General features: G+C 73.4%; 19 protein-coding genes. 12 read left to right on the top strand and 7 right to left on the bottom strand.

Going from position 1 to position 21,041, the window contains the following annotated elements:
- Positions 1–166: 166 nt before the first annotated feature.
- The 3 genes from E1298_RS08925 to E1298_RS08915 all read left to right on the top strand — a co-directional run bounded on the left by E1298_RS08925 (position 167) and on the right by E1298_RS08915 (position 2,800).
- Complete coding sequence (locus E1298_RS08925; protein ID WP_131890953.1) at positions 167–469, top strand: MerR family transcriptional regulator; 303 nt, start codon at positions 167–169, stop codon at positions 467–469.
- 101 nt (positions 470–570) lie between these two features.
- Complete coding sequence (locus E1298_RS08920; RefSeq protein WP_131890949.1) at positions 571–1,371, top strand: phosphotransferase family protein; 801 nt, start codon at positions 571–573, stop codon at positions 1,369–1,371.
- A 175-nt stretch (positions 1,372–1,546) separates the two neighbouring features.
- Positions 1,547–2,800, top strand: a complete 1,254-nt coding sequence (locus tag E1298_RS08915; RefSeq protein WP_131890946.1) for a serine hydrolase domain-containing protein — start codon at positions 1,547–1,549, stop codon at positions 2,798–2,800.
- Between the two features lie 19 nt (positions 2,801–2,819).
- Here the strand turns inward: E1298_RS08915 and E1298_RS47945 are convergent, their stop codons facing one another.
- The gene (locus E1298_RS47945; protein ID WP_165975373.1) at positions 2,820–2,966 is read right to left on the bottom strand and encodes a GPGG-motif small membrane protein; all 147 of its coding nucleotides are present in this window, start codon (positions 2,964–2,966) and stop codon (positions 2,820–2,822) included.
- Between the two features lie 263 nt (positions 2,967–3,229).
- Positions 3,230–5,386 carry an anthranilate synthase component I gene (locus E1298_RS08910; protein ID WP_131890944.1) on the bottom strand — a complete coding sequence of 719 codons (2,157 nt, stop codon included), beginning with the start codon at positions 5,384–5,386 and terminating at the stop codon, positions 3,230–3,232.
- A gap of 304 nt (positions 5,387–5,690) precedes the next feature.
- On the opposite strand from E1298_RS08910, the gene E1298_RS08905 reads away from it, so the two are divergent.
- The 3 genes from E1298_RS08905 (at position 5,691) to mctP (ending at position 8,262) form a co-directional block, all read left to right on the top strand.
- A complete protein-coding gene (locus E1298_RS08905; protein WP_131890942.1) occupies positions 5,691–6,248 on the top strand; it encodes a VOC family protein in 558 nt (185 codons plus the stop codon).
- Between the two features lie 159 nt (positions 6,249–6,407).
- Positions 6,408–6,647: a DUF3311 domain-containing protein gene (locus tag E1298_RS08900; RefSeq protein WP_131890940.1), complete on the top strand. Its 240-nt coding sequence runs from the start codon at positions 6,408–6,410 to the stop codon at positions 6,645–6,647.
- Between the two features lie 4 nt (positions 6,648–6,651).
- Positions 6,652–8,262, top strand: a complete 1,611-nt coding sequence (gene mctP, locus E1298_RS08895) for a monocarboxylate uptake permease MctP (RefSeq protein WP_131890938.1) — start codon at positions 6,652–6,654, stop codon at positions 8,260–8,262.
- Between the two features lie 48 nt (positions 8,263–8,310).
- On the opposite strand, the gene E1298_RS08890 is transcribed toward mctP, so the two are convergent.
- Complete coding sequence (locus E1298_RS08890; protein ID WP_131890936.1) at positions 8,311–8,736, bottom strand: hypothetical protein; 426 nt, start codon at positions 8,734–8,736, stop codon at positions 8,311–8,313.
- 534 nt (positions 8,737–9,270) lie between these two features.
- On the opposite strand from E1298_RS08890, the gene E1298_RS08885 reads away from it, so the two are divergent.
- The 5 genes from E1298_RS08885 to E1298_RS08870 all read left to right on the top strand — a co-directional run bounded on the left by E1298_RS08885 (position 9,271) and on the right by E1298_RS08870 (position 16,087).
- A complete protein-coding gene (locus E1298_RS08885; protein WP_131890934.1) occupies positions 9,271–12,069 on the top strand; it encodes a family 20 glycosylhydrolase in 2,799 nt (932 codons plus the stop codon).
- Positions 12,070–12,165: 96 nt separating this feature from the next.
- Entirely contained in the window at positions 12,166–13,011 is an 846-nt protein-coding gene (locus E1298_RS49360; protein ID WP_207944518.1) for a dolichyl-phosphate beta-glucosyltransferase, read from the top strand.
- Positions 13,008–14,807, top strand: a complete 1,800-nt coding sequence (locus E1298_RS08880) for a glycosyl transferase (RefSeq protein WP_207944517.1) — start codon at positions 13,008–13,010, stop codon at positions 14,805–14,807. Before E1298_RS49360 ends, E1298_RS08880 begins: the two co-directional genes overlap by 4 nt.
- 97 nt (positions 14,808–14,904) lie before the next feature.
- Complete coding sequence (locus E1298_RS08875) at positions 14,905–15,441, top strand: SigE family RNA polymerase sigma factor (protein ID WP_243725466.1); 537 nt, start codon at positions 14,905–14,907, stop codon at positions 15,439–15,441.
- Positions 15,442–15,445: 4 nt separating this feature from the next.
- Positions 15,446–16,087 carry a hypothetical protein gene (locus E1298_RS08870; RefSeq protein WP_131890930.1) on the top strand — a complete coding sequence of 214 codons (642 nt, stop codon included), beginning with the start codon at positions 15,446–15,448 and terminating at the stop codon, positions 16,085–16,087.
- Here E1298_RS08870 and E1298_RS08865 read toward each other — a convergent pair.
- On the bottom strand, positions 16,072–16,470 hold the full coding sequence (locus E1298_RS08865) for a phosphomannose isomerase type II C-terminal cupin domain (protein ID WP_131890928.1): 399 nt from the start codon (positions 16,468–16,470) through the stop codon (positions 16,072–16,074). The two genes, E1298_RS08870 and E1298_RS08865, sit on opposite strands and share 16 nt — an antisense overlap.
- A complete protein-coding gene (locus E1298_RS08860) occupies positions 16,467–17,120 on the bottom strand; it encodes a TetR family transcriptional regulator (RefSeq protein ID WP_131890974.1) in 654 nt (217 codons plus the stop codon). Before E1298_RS08860 ends, E1298_RS08865 begins: the two co-directional genes overlap by 4 nt.
- 211 nt (positions 17,121–17,331) lie before the next feature.
- Here E1298_RS08860 and E1298_RS08855 point away from each other — a divergent pair, with 211 nt between their 5' ends.
- Positions 17,332–18,705, top strand: coding sequence for an LRV domain-containing protein (locus tag E1298_RS08855; RefSeq protein ID WP_131890926.1), 1,374 nt, complete (start codon positions 17,332–17,334; stop codon positions 18,703–18,705).
- A gap of 11 nt (positions 18,706–18,716) precedes the next feature.
- Here E1298_RS08855 and E1298_RS08850 read toward each other — a convergent pair whose 3' ends face one another.
- The gene (locus E1298_RS08850) at positions 18,717–19,946 is read right to left on the bottom strand and encodes an acyl-CoA dehydrogenase family protein (protein ID WP_131890924.1); all 1,230 of its coding nucleotides are present in this window, start codon (positions 19,944–19,946) and stop codon (positions 18,717–18,719) included.
- Positions 19,947–19,998: 52 nt separating this feature from the next.
- Positions 19,999–20,982, bottom strand: coding sequence for a glucosyl-3-phosphoglycerate synthase (locus E1298_RS08845; RefSeq protein ID WP_131890922.1), 984 nt, complete (start codon positions 20,980–20,982; stop codon positions 19,999–20,001).
- Between the last annotated feature and the right edge of the window lie 59 nt (positions 20,983–21,041).

The following is a 21,041-nucleotide window of genomic DNA, read 5'->3' as shown; positions in this document are numbered from 1 at the left end:
CCGCGTGGCCCCCGCGACCAGTGCGATCTTCCCTGTCAGTTCACGGCTCATGAGGACGATGCTGGCAGCGAAACCTGACAGGGCGCGTCAGGCTTTCCCGGCGATCCGGGATCTCGTGCATCAACCGCGTCCGTGGGGAACAGGAAGAGGGAGGAGGTAACCCCCGGTGAACACCCGCCAGTTGCTCGATCACGTCCCCGGGCTGACCTACCGGCAGCTCGACCTGTGGACGCGCTCCGGATACCTGCACGCCCTCCAGGCCGGCCCCGGGTCGGGCCACGCCCGCCGGTACTCGCGGGACGAGGTCGAGGTCGCGGCGCTGATGGTGCGGCTGCACGCGGCCGGCCTCAACGTCCAGACCGCGCACCACGCCGCCCGCGAGCTGGCCGCCGGACGCCCGGCGGTCCTGGCCCCGGGCATCGAGATCACCGTCGCCGAGCCGCCCGGCGGCGTGGCCGCCTCGGCGTGAACGCCGGCGTGACCTGGTCGTGAGCCTCGGCGGGACGGCCGCGCTTCCCGCCACCGGAAATCCGGTGGCGCGGGGGGCGGGCCCGGGACCATGATCGTCGGATGGACGTGCTCCCGATCGAGGAAGGCGGCGATCACCACGCGTGGTGGGTCGGCGCCGGTCACGTCCTGCGGATGGCCCGGGACCAGGACGGGTCCGTACGCCAGCTGCGGGAGATCGCCCTGCGGGACGCGCTGCGCCCCTTCCTCGCCGTCCCGGTCCCCGAGAGCGTCGCCACCGGTGAGTGGGCGCCGGGGCTCACCTACAGCGTGGACGGCCGGCTCTTGGGAGTCTCCGCCGAGGAGCGGGCCGTGTCGCCCGGCGGCGAGGCGGACTTGGCGGGCCTTCTCACGGGCCTGCGCTCGTTTCCCGTGGCGAAGGCCGCCGCGCTCGGCGTCCCGGCCTCTCCCCCGCGCGACCTCGGCGTCCTGCGGGTGAGCGCCGCCGAGGCCGCCGGACGGCTGGACGACGGCCGCGCGCCGCCCGCCGATCCGCCGGCGGCAACGACGGCGACGGCGGACGTGCCGGTCAGCCTGGTCCACAACGATCTCAAGGGCGAGCATCTGCTGGTCGGCGGTTCGGGCCGGGTCACCGGCGTCCTCGACTGGACGGACGCGGTCCTCGGCGATCCGGCCGAGGACATCGCGGGGCTCGCCATCTCCATCGGGGCGCGGGCGGCCGTCCGCGTGGCGGCCCTCGCCGGTTACGGGCCGGGCCTGTGCGCGCGCGCCCTCCGCCTGTGCCGCTGCGACACCGTGATCCTGCTCGCCGCCCGCCTCCACGGCGAGGATGACAGCCCGCTGCCGCTGCTGCGCGCCCAGCGGGACCGCGCGTGGGAGCCCACTCCGCTCGACGCGCCGTAGGCCCCCGGCCGCCGCCTTCCAGTAAGCCTGCGCCCGTTCCCCCTTATGGAGAGGAAACGGCCGTTGCTGTTGCATCGCCTCCCGTCCGGCCGGAATCCCACCGGCGACGCCGACGGGACGTAACGGCGCGCGCTCCGCATCTGTTTCGTCCCGTCCTCGCAAGGAGCGTGTGCACATGGCCCGATCCGAATCCTCGCCGGCGGAGCCGTCCCGGCGTTCCGCCCTCGGCCTGCTCGGGGCCGTTCCTCTCGCGGCCGGTGGCGCGATGGCGCTCCCGGAGGCCGCCCATGCCGGCACGTCCCGTTCGGGGCATGTGCCGAAAGAGCTTCGCCCCGGGGGCTCCTATGACCGCTACATCGCGAGACTCGCCGCGGAGGACAAGTTCTCCGGAACGCTTCTGGTCGCCCATCGCGGACGTCCCGTCCTGGCCCGTGCTTATGGAATGGCCGACAAGGAGCGCTCGGTCCCCAACCGCCTCGACACCGTCTTCGCCCTGGCCTCGGCGTCGAAGCCGTTCACGGGCCTCGCGATCGTCCAGCTCGCGCAGAAGCGGAAGCTGAAGCTGGACGCGACGCTGGGCACCTACCTGGACGGGTATCCGGCCGGGGTCGCGGACACCGTCACCGTGCACCACCTGCTCACCCACTCGGCCGGGATGGGCGATCCCACCCGGCCGGACGGGCGCCCAGACAAGATCTACAACAATGCCGACGACCAGATGAGGGAGCTTCGGGAGTACCTGAGGAAGCAGAAACTCGCCTTCCCTCCGGGCACCATGAGCCTGTACAGCAGTTCCGGCATGGACGTCCTCGGCGACATCGTGGAGAAGGTGTCGGGCCGGACGTTCTGGGACTACGTGCACGAGAACATCTTCCGCCCGGCCGGAATGAAGCGCTCGGCTTACTACACCCGGCCGCAATGGCTGGCCGACGAGGGCATCGCCCACCCGTACATGCTCCAGTCGTCGGGCCCGCGCCTCGATGCCCTCCGCAATCTGGACAAGGGCGGGATCGGCGACGTCCCCGGGACCAACTCGGCGCGCCAGTTCATCGGGACGGGCGGCGGGAACGGTTTCTCCTCGGCTCCGGACCTGGTCCGCTTCGCGCAGGCCCTGCGGAGCGGGAAGCTGCTGAACCGGGCCTACACCGAGCTCTACATGGCCGGGAAGATGCCGCCCGCACCGAGGCCGGGCGGCCCCGCGCCCGATCCGGCCACCCAGGAGCGGCACCAGGCGTACGGGCCCGCCGCCGCCATCTTCAACGACCAGCGGATCATCTCGCACGGCGGGGGGATCGCGGGAGGAGCGACGAACTGGTCGATCTACATCGATTCGGAGTGGACGGCGGTCACGCTCTGCAACTACGACGGCGTGCCCCTCCAGGACATCATCAACCGGGAGAGGCACGCCGTCACCGATCACCTGGCGTGACCGCGGGGGGATTTTCGGTCTAGGTGAAGATGCTGACCCCGCCCGGGCCGACCAGGAGGCCGACGACGATGAGGACGATGCCCCAGAGCAGGTCGCGCCGGGCGACGATCACATAGATTCCGGCGATGACCAGGATCACCGCGATGAGCCACAGGATTGTCATCATGGCCGACGGGATCCCCGCGACGGGCCGGTCAAAACTCTCATCCCGTTACGGTCACCCGTAAACCAGGATTTGGTGCGGAGGGGGGACGCCTCCCCCCTCCGCCGGGATAACGGCGATCACACACGTGTCACGGGAATGTGGCACGCTTGCCGTCCACGAGTCTCCCTCCGCCGCCGCGCCCGCGACAGGAACCTGAGGACCATTTCCCCTCGGCCGCCTTAGTGCCTCAGGACTAGGCCCGGCTCGTCCGGCGGGTGGGCCGGTCAGGCGCGGCAGAGGCGCAGCACGTTCGCCACGATCCGGTGCCCGGCCCCGCCCGCCGCCGTCAGGATCGACTCCGGGTGGAACTGGACGGCCCATCGCGCGCGCCGCGGGTCCTCGACGGCCATCACGACGTCGCCGGTGAGCGCCGTCACGTCGAACCCCGTGACCTGGTCGGACGTGGCGTGCAGCGAGTGGTAGCGGGCTGCGGTGAACTCGTCGGGGAGCCCCTCGAACAGCGCTCCCCCGGTCACCTTCACCCGGCCGGGCTTGCCGTGGGACGGCTCGGGCAGCAGCGCCAGCCGGCCCCCGGCGTGCTCCACCATCGCCTGGAGGCCCAGGCAGACGCCGAAGACCGGCAGGTTCCGCGCGTCCAGGGCGTCCAGCAGGGCGGCGGTGGAGAAGTCCTCGGGACGGCCCGGCCCGGGCGACAGGACGACCAGGTCGGGGGCGTGCTCGTCCAGCATCCGCACCGGGAACCCGTGCCGCAGCGTGACGACGCCGGCGCCCTGCTGGCGGAAGTAGTCGGCGAGGGTGTTGACGAACGAGTCCTCGTGGTCGACCAGCAGCACCTTCAGCCCGTCGCCCGGCCGCTCCGGCTCCGGCTCCGGCGGCGCGGCGGCCCCCGGCTCCCGCTGGGCCGCGGCGAGCGCCCCGAGCAGCGCGCTGGCCTTGAGGTGGGTCTCGCGCTCCTCCTCCTCGGGGTCGGAGTCGTACAGCAGCGTCGCCCCGGCCCGGACGGTCGCGACGCCGTCGCGGATCTGCGCGGTGCGCAGCGTCAGCCCGGTGTTCATCGACCCGTCGAACCCGACGCACCCGACCGCGCCGCCGTACCAGCGCCGCGGCGACTCCTCGTGGTCCTCGATGAACTGCATCGCCCACGTCTTCGGCGCGCCCGTGACGGTGACGGCCCACATGTGGGTGAGGAAGGCGTCGAGCGCGTCGAACCCGGGGCGCAGCCGCCCCTCGATGTGGTCGACGGTGTGGATCAGCCGCGAGTACAGCTCGATCTGCCGGCGGCCGAGGACCCGCACGCTGCCCGGCACGCAGATCCGCGACTTGTCGTTGCGGTCGACGTCGGTGCACATGGTCAGCTCGGACTCGTCCTTGGCCGACGACAGGATCGTGCGGATCTGCTCGGCGTCCTCCAGCGCGTCGCCGCCGCGCCGGATCGTCCCCGCGATCGGGCAGGTCTCCACCCGGTCGCCGCTGACCCGGACGAACATCTCCGGCGAGGCGCCCACCAGGTACTCGCCGTCGCCGAGGTTGAACAGGAACTCGTACGGCGCCGGGTTGGTCTCCCGGAGCCGCTCGAAGAACGCGGCGGGCGCGTCGCACCGCCCGTACATGGCATGGCCGGGCGTCACCTCGAACAGGTCGCCGCGGATGAACTTCTCCTTGGCGTCCCGCACCGTCTGCGCGTACGCGCCGGGCACCGGCTGCTCCGGCAGGGCCGCGGGGACCGGCACCGGCGTCGGCTCGGTGGCGCGCGGCAGGCCCGCGGTGCTCGTCCCCCCGACCTCGAACTCGTACGACATGCGGTGCGAGGTCTCGCGCTTGCGGTCCACGACGACCAGCTCGTCGGCCAGGTGCAGGACGAGGTCGCGCTGGTCGGCGGGGCGCTCCAGGCGGGTCCGCAGCGGCTCGAACTGAAGCGACAGGTCGTAGCCGAACGCCCCGTACAGGCCGAGGTGGGGGTCGTCGCAGCGGAACAGGTCCACGACGGCGCGCAGCGCGGTGAACACGGTCGGCTGGCGGCTGCGCTCCTCCTCGGTGAAGAACTCCTCCGTCGGCGGGACGAAGACCTCGAAGGTGCCCGGGCCGTCCGCCCTGACCTCGCCGATGCCACGCAGCACCGGGGCCAGCGCGGGCATCAGCACCCGCCCGCGGCCGTTGAGCGCCCGGACGGCGACGCTCCGGCCCCGGGCGACGATCTCCAGGCAGGGGTCGAGGTAGGCCATGTGCCAGCGGCTGTAGCGGCCGGGATACTCCATGCCCGAGCTGAGCACGCCGCCTCGCCGCTCCCCCACGGCGGCGACGAGGGCGTTGAGCACGTCCGACTTGCGCTCGGGGTCGACCGGTGTGGCGGTGCGGGTGACCCGCACGCCCCCGGCTGTGACGAACTCGCTGGTCAGCGGCTGTTGTGAGACGGTCTCCACCGCGATGGCCCCTCGTGGTCGGGCCCTGCACCCAGTCGGACAACGCAAAAACGACCGCCGGGTGAGGGCGGTCGCCTGGTCTGAACGTGCACGAACCGGCGCCGCCTTAGCGGCGCCACCACCACTGGAAGGTCGCGGTTCGCATGCCGCGAGACTACCCCGCCCCCGGCGCCCGCGCCAAGCGTCCCCGCCGGGGCCAGGACGAGACAAATTCCCGGACTTGTCGCAGAACGGGGTTCTCTTCGGGGCGGGGGGTTGCGATGATGGCGGCGAGGGTCCGTCACGTCAGCGGGGAGCGTCGCCCATGGCCGGGAAGAACACCGAGTTCGAGCTGCGCGGGGTGAACCACCTGGCGCTGGTGTGCCGCGACATGAAGCGGACGGTGGACTTCTACCAGGGCGTGCTCGGCATGCCGCTGATCAAGACCATCGAGCTGCCGATGGGCTGGGGGCAGCACTTCTTCTTCGACTGCGGCGGCGGCGACGCCCTGGCGTTCTTCTGGTTCCCGGACGCGCCCGAGGCCGTCCCCGGCGTGTCGGCGCCCAAGGGCCTGCCCGACCGGGGCGAGCTGCTGTCGGCCGTCGGGTCGATGAACCACATCGCCTTCGACGTCCCGCCCGAGCGGATCGAGGAGTACCGCGACCGGCTCGCCGCCAAGGGGGTCGACGTCGGCGTCCTGCTCAACCACGACGACAGCGAGTTCGGCGTCGCGCGGGAGATGCACGACGGCGTCTTCGTCCGCTCGATCTACTTCAGGGACCCCGACGGGATCCTGCTGGAGTTCGCGGCGTGGACGCGGGAGCCGGACCCGGCGTCCGACGTCCGGCACGAGCCGAGGACGGCCGCCGACCGCACCGTCTGACGCCGCGCCGGCCCGCCGCCGGCCGGGTCGCGGCCCAGGGCGCCGGCCCTCCCCGGGCTGGAGCGCTCCCGCCGAGTCGTTCCGTGTCCGAGATCGGGCCGTTACCGTCCGTGGAGTAAGCTCTCCCGGCTTCGCCCGCATGTGACGAGGAGACTCCCCTTGGCCTCGACAGAACCCGCCGCCGACCAGCCCCCCGCGCGGGGGCGCCGCTCGGACCGCAGCCACTGGAACTGGCTGCTGATCGTCCCGGTCGTGATCCCGCTGCTGACGTTCCTGTTCAACCGCGACGCCCCCCGCCTGGCGGGGTTCCCCGCGTTCTACTGGATACAGTTCGCGTTCATCCCGCTCAGCGTCGCCTGCACGATCGTCGCCTACCGCGCGACCCGGAAGCGGGGCTGAGCCGGTGCCGAGCGACCACCTCACCGAGATGATCGTGTTCGGCGCCCTGTTCCTGCTGGTCAGCGGGATGGGGTTCGTCGCCGCGCGGTGGCGCAGGCCGGACACCATGCACAGCCTGGACGAGTGGGGCCTGGGCGGCCGGAGCTTCGGCAGCTGGGTCACCTGGTTCCTCATCGGCGGCGACATCTACACCGCCTACACCTTCGTCGCCGTCCCGGCGCTGGTCTTCGGCGCGGGCGCGGCGGGCTTCTACGCCGTGCCCTACACGGTCGTGATGTACCCGATGGTCTTCCTCGTGCTGATCCGGCTCTGGTCGGTGTCGCACGTCCACGGCTTCGTCACGCCCGCCGACTTCGTCCGGGCCCGGTTCGGCTCTCCGACGCTGGCCCTCGCGGTCGCGGTCACCGGCATCGTCGCGACGATGCCCTACATCGCGCTGCAACTGGTCGGCATCGAGGCCGTGCTCAAGACGATGGGCGTCAACGGCCACTGGCCGATCGTCATCGCGTTCGTGATCCTCGCGGCCTACACCTACCAGTCGGGCCTGCGGGCGCCCGCGCTGATCGCCTTCGTCAAGGACATCCTGATCTACCTGGTGATCATCGTCGCGGTGCTGTACATCCCGTCGAAGCTGGGCGGCTGGGGCGATGTGTTCGACTCGGCGCAGGCGAAGTTCGCCAAGAGCCCGGCGCCGGGCGACGGGATCCTGCTGGACGGCACCAACCAGCTGAACTACGCGATGCTGGCGCTCGGGTCCGCGCTGGCGCTGTTCCTGTACCCGCACAGCGTCACCGGGGTGCTGGCCAGCAAGAACCGCGACGTGATCAAGCGGAACATGGCGGGGCTGCCCGCCTACAGCCTCGTGCTCGGCCTGATCGCGCTGATGGGCCTCATGGCCATCGCGGCGGGCGTCAAGCCGGTCGTCACCGACGGCAAGCCCGACACCAACACGGTCGTGCCGCTGCTGTTCGACCGCATGTTCCCGGACTGGTTCGCGGGTGTGGCGTTCGCCGCCATCGGCATCGGCGCGCTCGTCCCGGCGGCGATCATGTCGATCGCCGCCGCCAACCTGTTCACCCGCAACATCTACAAGGAGTACCTGCGCCCGGACGCCACCGAGCGGCAGGAGGCCACGGTCAGCAAGCTGGTCTCGCTGGTCGTCAAGGTCGGCGCGGTGGCGTGCATCCTGCTGCTGGACCCCGAGTTCTCCATCGACCTGCAGCTCATCGGCGGCGTGATCATCCTGCAGACGCTGCCGTCGGTGGCGCTCGGGCTGGTGACCCGCTGGTTCCACCGCGGCGCGCTCATCGCCGGCTGGGCCGCGGGCCTCGCGGCGGGCCTGTGGATGCTGTACGAGACCCCGAACCCGGCCAAGCACAAGGAGCACTTCGGCTCCCCGGCCTTCAATCTCGGCGACTTCGGCCTGGACACCAAGATGACGGTCTACGTGGGCATGCTCGCCCTCGCCGTCAACCTGGCGGTCGCCGTGGCGGGCACCGCGGTCTGCCGCGCGGCGAAGCTCGCCGACGGCGTGGACGCCACCCGTCCAGGCGACTACCTCGCCGACGAGGACGACCCGAAGACCAAGAAACTGGAGATCACCGCCAGCACCTGACCCTCCTTCCGAACGACCGGTGCCCGCTCAGGACCCGAGCCGTCCGGCCTACTCTTGCGGCGCCTTACGCTTAATGGTTGCCCGAGGAATACCCACGTTGACGGATTCCCACGATCTATTTGTATAAGAATAGTATCCGCCCGTCTTTTCCATCCCGCCAAACGAGACGGTGTAGCCGCCTCCAGGCTTCACCGGAACGGCCCTACCTATAACTTGGTCCTTACCCGTAATGGTGTCTTTTCGAAAAAATCTCTCCTCAGTCCGTTCGGCGGTGGCCGCGTACACTCCTTCTATTCTGACCATATAGTCATCTGAATACCATGAGGCGATCCAAAAGTAGTAATACTCGAAAGCGGCTACAGGGCGAACGAAGAGATTTCCCCCGGTCCTGAAGACCTGGGAACACAGAGAGTACTTGACCCTCGAATAATGGTTCCTGCTGTAAGCCGCACCCCCAGTGCAGTAGTTCTCCACGACGCCGTCCTTCGGGGCGCGGGCAGCGTGGTGCGGTGGTTCCGCTCGTGCGGCTGTCGCCGAGGTCGCCGCGAATAGCGCGGATGCGGCCATGAGCACGGACACCGGCCTGAGGTACATCATTTCTCCATAGGTCGGGCGGCTGGGCGTATCTCGCCCAACGCGTGGCCAAAACAGTAGCCGCCTCGAATGCGACCCCACAAGGCCCTTTCATCGCGTTACGGCGCCCTGTCCTCTCCGATACACCACCCTCTAATGCGGCATCTTAAAATTCCAGAACAAAGGGAATGATGGTCGGATAATGGCCATTTTGTGGCGATAAGAGTTCGGCCTGCGCTGACCGGGCGCCAGGATCGCGCCGGAGTCAAGACCCGTCCGGTGGCCGGGTCCGGCCCGGCGGGCGTGGCCTGGGGGTTCGGCCGCGGCCGGGCCGGGTACCGGGATCATGAGAAATAGATAGGATACTTTCCTATTCATTGTGCCCGTCCCGGCCCCCGCCGAGAAGCCGTCTCGTACGCCAGGAGAGCGGAACCCGTGAAGAGCCCGAGCAGACCCGTGGCCCTCGCCTCGGCGGCCGTCCTCGCGGGCGCGCTCGCCGCGGCCCCCGCGCCCGGCGCCGCGTCCGCCGCGTGCCGTCCCGGCGCCCGCGACCTGCGGGTGACCTACCAGCCGGTCGACCACACCGTCGCGGACGCGCGGTACCACCTGGCCAGGCTGACCCTCGACAACAACGACCGCCGCTGCGCGCTGGACGGCGGCTGGGCGATGTACTTCAACGGCCCTCGCCAGCCCGCGGCGGTGCTCGACAACGCGGCGGGCGACATCGGCCGCAAGCAGCTCGCCGACCAGGGCCTGGCGGTGAGCCGCGCGGACGCCGCGCGCAGCGGCGACTTCTACGTGCTCAAGCCCACGGCCGGGTTCGCGGCGGTCGCCCCGGGCGGGCACCGCGCGATCGACATCAACTTCGAGCTCTGGGCGACGCACAAGTCGGACGGCCCGGCCGGGTGGACGATCGCGTTCGGCGGCGGGCGGCCGGCGTGGGTTCCGTCCAGGACCCTGCTCGACCCCGCCGACCCGAAGCAGACCACGGCGTTCTCCGGCGACAGGCGGCCGGTCGAGACGGCGGCGACGCGGTACGCGGACAACACCTCGGCCAAGGCGGCGCTCACGCTGCGGCAGCGGCTCGTCCCGCAGCCGCTGTCGGCCACGGCGTCCGGCGGGACGGTCGCGATCGGCGGGGCGTCGGAGATCTCGGCGCCGCCCGCGCTGCGCGGCGAGGCCGGGTACCTGCGGTCGGCGCTGCGGGACGTCGCGAAGGGGAGGGGCGCGCCGATCCGCCTGCGGGAGGACCCGCGCCTGGACGCGGACGGCGACGGCAAGGCCGACGCCGAGGGCTACACGCTCGACGCGACGGCCGCCGGGGTCCGGATCACCGGCGCCGACCGCGCCGGGGTGCTCTACGGCGTCCAGACGCTGCGGCAGCTCGTCCCGCCGGACGCCTACCGGGCCGCGGCCGAGGGACGCGGCGGCGCCACGGTCGCGATCCCGCGCGCGGCGGTGTCGGACGCGCCGCTGTTCGGCTACCGGGGCCTGCACATCGACGTGGGCCGCCACTTCGAGACCAGGCCGACCATCGAGAAGTTCCTCGACCTGATGAGCTTCACCAAGCTCAACCGGCTGCACCTCGGCCTGACCAACGACGAGGGCTGGCGGCTGGAGGTCCCGGGGCTGCCCGAGCTGACCGGGTTCGGGTCCCGGCGCGCGTTCGACCTGGAGGAGACGGGCGCGCTGCACCAGGGCATGGGGTCGGCCAACGACCTCGGCGGCGGCGACGGGATCTCCGGCAAGCCGCGCGGCGCGGCCGCGGCGAACCTCGGCCGCGCCCCCGCCTACCAGGGCTACGAGCAGGCCATGCAGAACTTCACCGGGAAGGGCGGCGGCTTCTACTCGGTGCGGGACTTCCAGGAGATCCTGCGGTACGCCCGGGAACGGCACATCGAGGTCGTGCCCGAGCTGAACTTCCCGGCGCACGCCCGCGCGGCCGTGCAGTCGATGGAGCGCCGCTACCAGCGCACCCGCGACGCGACGTACCGGCTGCTGGACCCGGCCGACACTAGCAGGCACACCAGCGTCCAGCGCTACACCGACAACCTCGTCAACCCCTGCCTGCCCAGCACGTACGCGTTCCTGGGCAAGCTCGTCGCCGAGGTCGGGAAGATGTACGCGGGCGCGGGCGTGCCGCTCGGCAGGATCAACCTCGGCGGGGACGAGCCGCCGGGGCCGCCCGAAGGCTGGTGGTCGGGGTCGCCCGCGTGCAAGGCGAACCCCGAGACCGCGGGCAGGCCCGGTGAGGAGCTGAAGGAGCTGTTCTTCACCCGCTGGAACGACATCGCGCGCAAGGCCGCCGCCGCGACGACCGGCTGGGAGGACATCACCAACCCGGCCCGCCCGTTCCGGCTCAAGGGCTTCACCCCGCTCCCCTGGCAGAACGTGTGGGGCTGGGGACGCGAGGACTGGGCGTACCGGTTCGCCAACGAGGGCACGCCGGTGATCCTCGCCCACGCCACCAACCTGTACATGGACCTCGCCTACAACAAGGACCCGGACGAGCCCGGCTACTACTGGGCCGCGTACGTGGACGAGAAGAGCACCTTCACCTACCAGCCCTTCGACGTGTACGCGAACGCGGTCGAGGACCGCTGGGGCAGGCCGGTCACGCCCAGCCCGTCCTGGACGAGGCTCACCCCCGAGGGCAGGAAGAACATCCTGGGGATCGAGGCGCAGCTGTGGGCGGAGAACGGCAAGGCCCCCGAGATCCGCGAGTACCAGGCGTTCCCCAAGCTCCTCGGCGTCGCCGAGCGCGCCTGGAACCGCGACATCCCGCCGCCGGACAGGATGGGCGCGGCGTGGGACACCTTCGCCAACACCCTGGGCCAGGTCACGTTCCCGCTCCTGTCGTACTACCGTCCGGTCGGGCTGCCCGGCCGGGGCGTGAACTACCGCGTCCCGCCGCCCGGCGCGAAGATCTCCGGTGGCGTGCTGACCGCGAACGTCCGCAACCCGGGCATGGCCATCGAGTACTCGACGGACGGCACGCGCTGGCGGCCGTACGCCGGGCCGGTCGAGGTCGGCGCGACGGCGCTGGCCCGCACCCGCGGCGCGGACGGCCGCGGCAGCCGCATCTCCGCGGTCGGCGTGCCCGGCTGGCAGGGCGGCACCGCGTACGAGCGGGGCGCGCTGGTGGTCCACCAGGGCGAGCTGTACCGGGCGACGCGCGGCAGCACGGGCCGGCGACCGGATCTCGCCCCGGGCCCGTGGTCGCCGCTGCGGTGATCCGCCGCGTCCCCGTCCGCCCGCGTGGCGCGCGCCGCCCGCCGCCTCGGCCGCGCTGATGGGCGCGGGACGTGCCGGTCGTTCAGTATGTGACCTATGCCATACAACCGGGCGGGCGGCCCGCGCGGTCCCCTGGGTGTGAACGCCTCACTCTCCCGCCCCGTCGAGCTGACGGTCGTGATCCCCGTCTACAACGAGATGGCCCGGCTGCCCCGCACGCTCGACGCGGTCAGGGCGCACCTCGGCCGGGGGACGGACCGCTGGGAGCTGATCGTCGTCGACGACGGCTCCACGGACGGCACGGCGGGGCCGGTCCGGGCCGCCGCCCGGCGCGACCCGCGGATCCGGCTGCTGCGCACGCCCGCCAACCGGGGCAAGGGCCACGCCGTGCGGACGGGCGTGCTCGCCTCGCGCGGCCGGCTCGTCCTGGTCACCGACGCCGACCTCGCGACGCCCGTCGAGGAACTGGCCCGGCTCCGCGCCCGGCTGGAACCCGGGTTCGCGGCCGCGATCGGCTCGCGCGCGCACGTCCGGCGGCACCCGCTGCGGCTGCCCGCCGCCGGCCTCGGCCGGATGCTGATCCGGGCCCTGGCGGTGCGCGGCGTCGCCGACACCCAGTGCGGCTTCAAGCTGTTCGACGGCGGCCGGGCCCGCAGCGCGTTCGCGGCGGCGCGGGTGGACGGCTGGGGCTTCGACGTGGAGATCCTCTGCCTGTTCGCCCGGCGGGGATGGCCCGTCGCGGAGGTCCCGGTTCGCTGGACGCACCGCCCAGGGTCCAAGATCCGTCCCGTGGACTATGCGAAGGTGCTCGGCGAGGTGGTCCTCGTCCGACTGCGGCTCGGGCGCACGTCGCCCGCCTCCCCTCCCCCCGGCTCCGGGGGCTCCGGCTCCGCGGGCTCCGGCTCCCGCGCGGCGGACGGCCCCCGGCGGGTGCCGGCATGACCGCCGAGGCCGGGGTCCGGCCACGCGTGGACGGCGGGCGGCCCCGCTACCGGCGGCTGAGCGGCCGGGAGGCCGACCTCGCCGTCGCGGCCGGGTTCCTGCTGGCGGCGTTCGCCGTCCTCGGGCGGCTGTGGGCCGACCCGGGCCGCCGCTACCTGGTCGACGGCGGCCAGGACCAGACGCAGTGGGAGTGGTTCTTCGCGGTGACCGCCCGCGCCGTCACGCGCCTGGACGACCCGTTCTCCACCACGCTGCAGAACTTCCCCGGCGGCGTGAACCTGATGGCCAACACGGTCATGCTCGGCGTCTCGGTCCCGCTGACGCCGGTGACGCTGGCGTTCGGGCCGTCCGCGACCTGGGCGCTGGTCCTCACGCTCGGGCTCGGCGGGAGCGCCGCGGCCTGGTACCGCCTGTTCCAGCGGCACCTGGGGGCCTCGCGGGCGGCCGCCGCCGTGGGCGGGGGCTTCTGCGGGTTCGCGCCGCCGATCATCTCGCACGCCAACGCGCATCCGAACTTCGTCGTGCTGGCCGCCGTCCCGTTCATGATCGGACGGCTCGTCCGGCTGGCGCGCGGGGAGGGCCGGCCGCTGCGCGAGGGCGCGTTCCTCGGCCTGCTGGCGGCCTACCAGATCTACCTGGGCGAGGAGGCACTGCTGCTCACCGCGACCGGCCTCGCCCTGTTCGCGGCGGCGTACGCGGCGTTCCGCCCGGCGGCGGCGCGGGCGGCGGCGGGACGGATCGCCGCGGGCTGCGGCGTCGCGGCGGTGGTCTTCCTGCCCCTCACGACCTACGCGCTGCTGTGGCAGTTCTTCGGCCCGCAGAGCTACGACGGGCTGGTGCACGGGCCGTCCGGCAACGACGTCGCGGTGCTCACCGCGTTCGCGCGCCAGTCGCTGGCGGGGCACCAGGCCGCGCCCGGCCCGCTCGACGTGAGCCCGACCGAGCAGAACGCGTTCTTCGGCTGGCCGCTCGCCGTGCTGGTCGCGGCGCTGGTCACCTGGCAGCGCCGGGACCCGCTCGTCCGGGCGCTGGGCGCGGTGATCGTCGCGGCCGTCCTGCTGTCCCTCGGCCCCGAGGTGGTCGTGGACGGGCATCGGACCGGCGTCCCCGGCCCGTGGCGGCTGGTCTCGGAGGCCCCGCTGTACGAGTCGGTGATCGAGTCGCGCCTCACGCTGCTGTGTGCTCCCGCGGCCGGGCTGCTGCTGGCGCTCGGCGTGGACCGGTTCCTCGCCACGGCCCCGGCGGGGACGCCGCGCGCCGCCGGGGTCCGGCTGCTGTGCTGCGTCGTGCTCGCCCAGGCGCTGCTCCCGATCGCGCCGAAGCCGCTGGCCGCGCAGGACCGCCCGCCCGTCCCGGCGTTCTTCGCCGACGGGACCTGGCGCCGCCACGTCCGCCCCGGGCGGGCGCTGGTGCCCGCGCCGCTACCCGACGTCCCGGACGCGACGCCGCTGCACTGGCAGGTCGAGGCGGGCTTCGGCTTCCCCGTCCCGGAGGGCTACTTCATCGGCCCGTTCGGCCCCGGCCGCGAGGGCGGGTACGGCGCGGCGCGGCGCCCCACGTCCGACCTGCTGGCCAAGGCGCGCGACGAGGAGCGGCCCCCGGTCGTCGGGGACGCCGACCGGGCCGCCGCCCGCGCCGACCTGGCCTACTGGCGGGCGGACGCGGTCGTGCTCGGCCCGAACGCCAAGCAGCGGGTCCTCCGCGAGGTGCTCCAGGAGCTGCTGGGGCCCGGCCGGTACGAGGGCGGCGTGTGGGTGTGGGACGTCCGGGACCTCACCGGCGGGCCGCGGGGGTGACCGGGACATGGACGCGGATCGCGTGACCTTTCTCCCTCCGGCGGTCGTCTCACCGACGAGAACGCAGGCGGGACGACGGGCGGGGAGGCGGGCGGCGGTGCGGTCGGCCGACGAGCGCGAGTACGTGGAGTACGTCACCGGCGCGCTGCCCGGGCTGCGGCGGATCGCGCACCTGCTGTGCCGCGACCCGCACCGCGCGGACGACATCGTCCAGACGGCCCTCACCCGCCTGTACGTCCACTGGAAGCGCGCCCGCGCGGCCGACGACCTGGACCGCTACGTCCGCGCGATCCTGATGCGGTCGTTCCTCAACGAGCGGCGGCTGGCGTGGGCGAGGGTCCGGCTCACCGGCGCGCCGTCCGACACGCCCGAGCGGGCGGCGGCGCCGGGGACGGACGTGGAGACGCAGGCCGTGCTGCGGGCGGCGCTGGAGCGCGTCCCGCCGAGGCAGCGCGCGGTGCTCGTGCTGCGGTTCCTGTGCGACCTGCCGGTGGCGGAGGTCGCGCGGACCCTCGGATGCTCCGAGGGGACCGTCAAGAGCCAGACCGCGCACGGGCTGGCCCGCCTGCGCGACCTGCTGGGCGCACAGGACTGGGCCGCGCCGATGACGCGCCGCGACCGGGGAGAGGAGTAGCACGGTGGACGAACGGGAGCGGGACGCCGCGCGGCTCCTCGCGGCGCTGCGCGGCTTCGAGGCGCCGACGGGCGGGACCGCCGATCCGGAGGACGCCGTCCGGGCAGGGCGGCGCCGTGTGCGCGCGCGCCGCGCCGCGGCCATGACGTCCGCCGTCGCCGCCGTCGCCGCGATAGCCGCTGCGACGGCCCTCCTCGGACGGCCCGCCGCGGCGCCGGAGCCCCGGCCCGTCGCCCCGGCCGAGCACTTCGACGCGGGGCGGCACGCGTTCAGCGTCGGCTCGGCGGGCGGCTTCGCCCCGGCGTCCTACCAGCCCGGACGCGACGTCCAGCGGATCACGCTGCGCGTGGAGCGGCCCGGCGGGACGCTGCGCGCCGACGGGCTCGTGGAGATGTACCCGGCCGGGGGCCTGCCGCCCGGCAGCGGGGGCCGCGCCCCCCGGGGACGGCCCGCGCCGGACGTGCACGGCCACCGCGCCTACGTGCTCGCGGTGCCGGTGCTGCGCCCGGGCGCCGTGGAGCTGGCCTGGGAGTGGAAGCCCGGGGCCTGGGGGTTCGTGTCCCTCAAGGGGCCCGGCGCCGACGAGGGACGGGCCCAGCGGGTCGCCCAGGGCGTGCTGCCCGCGGGCGGTCAGTCGCGGCCGTAGGAGTCCTCCAGGCGCTCGATGTCGTCCTCGTCGAAGTGCCCGAAGGCGATCTCCATGACCCGGACGGCCGGGCCGTCCGAGCTCAGCCGGTGGGTCTCGCCGGCGCGGATGAACGCCCGCTCGCCCACCTCCGGCAGGACGCGCCGCCCGGCCACCTCGAACACCGCGCCCGGGTCGAGCGCGACCCACATCTCGTCGCGGTGGCGGTGCCGCTGGAGGCTGAGGCGCTGCCCCGGCTCCACGTGGATGATCTTCACGGTGGACGGCTCGTTGAGCGTGAAGCGCTCGAAGGCGCCCCAGGGCCGCCGCTCGGTCTCGACGGCCGGTTCGGGGCGCGGAGCGGCCGCGTCGGGCCGCCGGTCGGTCTGGGTCTGCACAGTCACCTCGGGGATCGTGGTTCTCGGAACAACTGCAGGACGGGGGCGCCGGCCGCGGCGGCCGGGAGCCCTCCGAGGATGAGGTCGGCCAGGCCGTCCACCACGGCCTCCCTCGGCACGTCGCCGTCGTGGTCGAGCCACCAGTCCCCGGCGGTCTGCACCATGCCGACGATCGCGTGGCCCCACACGTAGGCGCGGGTCCGGTCCGCCGGCTCGCCCTCGTCGATCATCACCTCGGCCAGCTCCCGGCTCACGTCGCGGATCATCGTGCTCATCGCGCTGCGCGTGGCCGCGTCCTCGGCGCTGGCCCGGTGCATCAGGAACCGGTACAGGTTGAGGTTCGCCGAGATCGTCGACAGGTAGGTGTCGATGGTGGAGCGGGTGCGCGCGCGGACCGAATCGTCCCGGGAGAACTCGGCCCGGATGCCCTCGATCAGCTTGCGCGTGTGCCGCTCGGCCAGCGCCTGGTAGAGGCCGCTCTTGTCGCCGAAGTGGCGGTACAGGATCGGCTTGCTGATCCCCGCCTCCGCCGCGATCGAGGCCATCGACGCGCCCGGGCCCTCCCGCTGGATGACCCGGTCGGCCGCCTCCAGCAGGGCACGGCGGCGGTCGGGATCGCGCCGCGATCCCGGACCGGCGCCCGCCTGGCTCGTCATGACCTGATCACCGTACGCCAGGGTCGCGGGCGGCGGGGCCCGCAGAGGACGCGGGCGGACGGGACGGTCGGGCACGCACCGAACGGTATCCGGGGGTGTTACCCGGTGCCAACACCACTGGCCTGCGGCGCCCTCCCCGGCACCCCGGGCTTCCGGGCCGGCGGGCCGACCGGTTACCGTGATCGACCAGGCGGCTCAGGGAGGTCGAAGGGTGGAGACCCTCTACTCGGTGCGCCTGGAAGGGCTCGCCGCCAACCCGAGCGCGCCGGAGGACATCCTCCTGCGGATCCTGGAGCACGCCGAGCACCGGATCAGGGCCGCGCTGGTGCACCGGCCCGGCGTCCCCGGCGCGGTGTACGACGCGGTCATGCGCCACCCCGACCCGCGGACGCGGCGGCTGCTGGCCATGGACGGCCGCGTCCCCGCCGGGCTGCGCGCCCGGCTGGCCGCCGACCCCGACCCGGCGATCCGCATGGCCGTCGCCTGGGGCCCCGACCTGCGGTGGGACGGCGCCGAGCCGCTCCCGGCGCAGACCGTCGCGCGGCTCGCCGCCGACCCCGACGCGCGGGTCCGGCACGCGCTGTGCGAGCTGGCGTCGCTGCCCGGGGCCGTCCGGGCGGCGCTGGCGGCCGACGCCGACCCGAAGGTCCGGCGGAACGCGCTCCAGCTGTGGCGGGACCCGCCGCCCGAAGTGGTGGACGCCGCCCTGGACGACCCCGACCCGGACGTGCGGCGGCAGGCGATGCTGCACGGCTACCGCCGGCGCCCCGACCTGGTCGCGCCGCTCCTGGCGGACGGCTGCGAGAGCGTCGCGTCCGACGCCGTCCTGGACCGGGCCCAGGCGCTGGCGCTGTCCCGGCACGACCGGCCTTGCATGCGCGCCGCCGCGGCGGCGAACCCGAGCCTGCCCGCCGACCTCGTGACGGAGCTGGCCGCCGACCCCGAGGACGAGGTGCGGCTCGCGGTGTCGCTGCGCCCCGAGCTGACCGAGAAGGAGCGCGCCGCCATCGACTACCGCGTCGGCGCGCGCGACCGGCTGCGCCCGCCGCGCTGGTTCCGCGACCGGCTGGACGACGCGGACCTGCTGCGGCGGTACGCCGCGTCCGCCCACGTCGGCCTGCGCCGCCTCGCCGCCCACAGCCCCCACCTCCCCGGGGACCTCGTCGCGCGCCTCGCCCGCGACGACGACTCCACCGTGCGGGCGCTGCTGGCCGAGCACCATCCCGACGCGCCCGCCGACCTGCTGCTCGCGGTGACGCTGGAGTCGCCGCACGTGTTCCGGTTCGAGCGGCTCCGGCACCCGAACTTCCCGCACGCCGGCCTGGCGCGCCTCGCGGGCTCACCCGACCCGGTCGCGCGGATGCTGGCCGTCCGCGACCCGGGCGCGTCCCCGGCGGTGGTCGAGCGGCTCAGCCGCGACGGCGAACCGCGCGTGCGCGCCGCCGCGGCGGGCGACGCGCGGCTGCCCGTCGCCCGCGTGCTGGAACTGCTCGACGACCCGGCGGCGGCCAGGAGCGCCGCGGGCAACCCCGGCCTGCCGGTGCGGTCGATGGAGCGGATCCTCTACGACGTGGCCATCCTGTAGCCGCCGGGCCGCTACCGGACGGGCAGGCCCGTGAGGGTGCGGCCGATGACCAGGCGCTGGATCTCGCTGGTGCCCTCGAAGATCGTGAAGATCTTGGCGTCCCTGTGCATGCGCTCGACCGGGTACTCGCGGGTGTAGCCGTTGCCGCCGAGGATCTGGATGGCCTCCTCGGTGACCCGCACCGCCATCTCGCTCGCCATCAGCTTGGCCATCGAGCCCTCGGCGTTCTCGAAGTCCTTGCCGGTGCGCGCCATCCAGGCGGCGCGCCACACCATCAGGCGGGCGGCGTCGACCTGGCACTTCATGTCGGCCAGCTTGAACGCGATGGCCTGGAAGTCGCCGATCTTCTTGCCGAACTGCTCGCGCTCCCGCGCGTACCCCAGGGCGTAGTCGTAGGCGGCGCGCCCGACGCCGAGGGCCATCGCGCCGACCGACGGGCGCGTGGTCTCGAACGTCTTCATCGCGGCCTGGCCCTTGGCCCGCTTGCCCTCGCGGACCCGGGCGATGCGCTCGTCGAACTTCTCCTTGCCCCCGATGATCAGGCGGCTCGGGATCCGCACGCCGTCCAGGACGACCTCGGCGGTGTGCGAGGCGCGGATGCCGTGCTTCCTGAACTTCTGCCCCTGCTTGAGCCCGGGGGTGTTCGGCGGGACGATGAAGCTCGCCTGGCCGCGGCTGCCGAGGTCGGGGTGGACGGAGGCCACCACGACGTGGACGTCGGCGATGCCGCCGTTGGTCGCCCAGGTCTTGGTGCCGTCCAGCACCCACTCGTCCTTGGCCTCGTCGAACACCGCGCGGGCCCGGATGGAGCCCACGTCGCTGCCCGCGTCGGGCTCGGAGGCGCAGAAGGCGCCGAGCCTGACGTCGTCGGGCGTGCCGAACATCTGCGGGACCCACTCGTTGATCTGGTCGGGCGTGCCCACGGCCGCGATGGAGGCGGCGGCGAGGCCGGTGCCCACGATCGACAGCGCGATGCCGGCGTCGCCCCAGAACAGCTCCTCGAACGCCACCGGGATGCCGAGGCCGGTCGGCTCCAGCCACTGGGTGGCGAAGAAGTCGAGCGAGTAGAGGCCGACCTTGGACGCCTCCTGGATCAGCGGCCAGGGGGTCTCCTCGCGCTCGTCCCACTCCTCCGCCGCCGGACGGATGACGTCCCTGGCGAAGGCGTGGACCCACTCCCTGACCTCGCGGACATCTTCGCTGGGCTCCAGCGAGAACGGCGTCGAATCCGGGCTCGTCATGTTTACTGGACCTCTCTCCAATACGGCTGTTACCAACGGTAGCAGCGGAGCGCTACCCGCGGCCGGGCGAGAGGGTCCGGGCGGACGCGTAGCCGGGGACCTCGATCATCGGCGGGCGCTCCCCCACCGCGACGTCGCTGGTCCGCGCGTCGTGCCCGTCCGGGACGCGGCGGAACTGGGTGAGCGCGGTGGCGGGGGCGCCCAGCGGGATCATCCGGCCCTGCCGCTCCAGCCGCGACCAGGCGGTCAGCATGATCTGGCCCGACATGGCGCCGAGGGCCTCGGTGGACTGGTGGGAGTGGACGCGGCGGCCGAGGTCCACCTGGGCGATCGCGTCGAGCCCGGAGTCCTGGCAGACGTCCAGCAGCAGGCCCAGCTCGACCCCGTAGCCGGTGACGAACGGCAGGCGCTCCAGCAGCGCGCGGCGGCCCGCGTACTCCCCGCCGAGGGGCTGCACGACCCCGGCGAGCAGCGGCCAGTGCAGGTTGATCAGCGGGCGCGCGACCAGCTCGGTCACCCGGCCGCCGCCGCCCTCGGCGCGCCGGTCCCCGTCGATCAGCGGCCGGTCGTAGCAGCCCTTGACGTAGCCGACGGACGGGTCGGCCAGCAGCGGCCCGAGCAGCCCGGTGACGTAGGACGAGGTGAACCCGCGCAGGTCGGCGTCCACGAACACGATGAGGTCGCCGGTGGTCGCCGCCAGGGACTTCCACAGCGCCTCGCCCTTGCCGGACATCCGGCCCTGCCCGGGCAGGACGGCGTCCTGGGCGACCACCTTGGCGCCCGCCGCGGCGGCGACGGCGGCCGTCCGGTCGCGCGAGCGCGAGTCGACCACGACGATCTCGTCGACGAGCGGGATCCGCTCGACCAGGTCCGTCCGGATCGCGGCCACGATCGCGCCGACCGTCGCCTCCTCGTCGCGCGCGGGGAGCACGACGCTGATCCTGGCGGCGCCCTTGGCGGCCGACAGGCTGTGCGGCGGCCAGTCCTCCGCCCTGCTCGTACGACGGCGCGACCATGAAGCGACCTCAGGCAGCACGCACTTCCCCTCCCGACCGGAGCCGCCCCCGGACCGAGGCGACTCGTCCCAGGAAACGC

The organism is Actinomadura rubrisoli (assembly GCF_004349215.1).
GTDB classification, from domain to species: domain Bacteria; phylum Actinomycetota; class Actinomycetes; order Streptosporangiales; family Streptosporangiaceae; genus Spirillospora; species Spirillospora rubrisoli.
The sequence above is the reverse complement of the archived record's forward strand: the minus strand, read 5'-3'. Positions and strand labels throughout refer to the sequence as shown.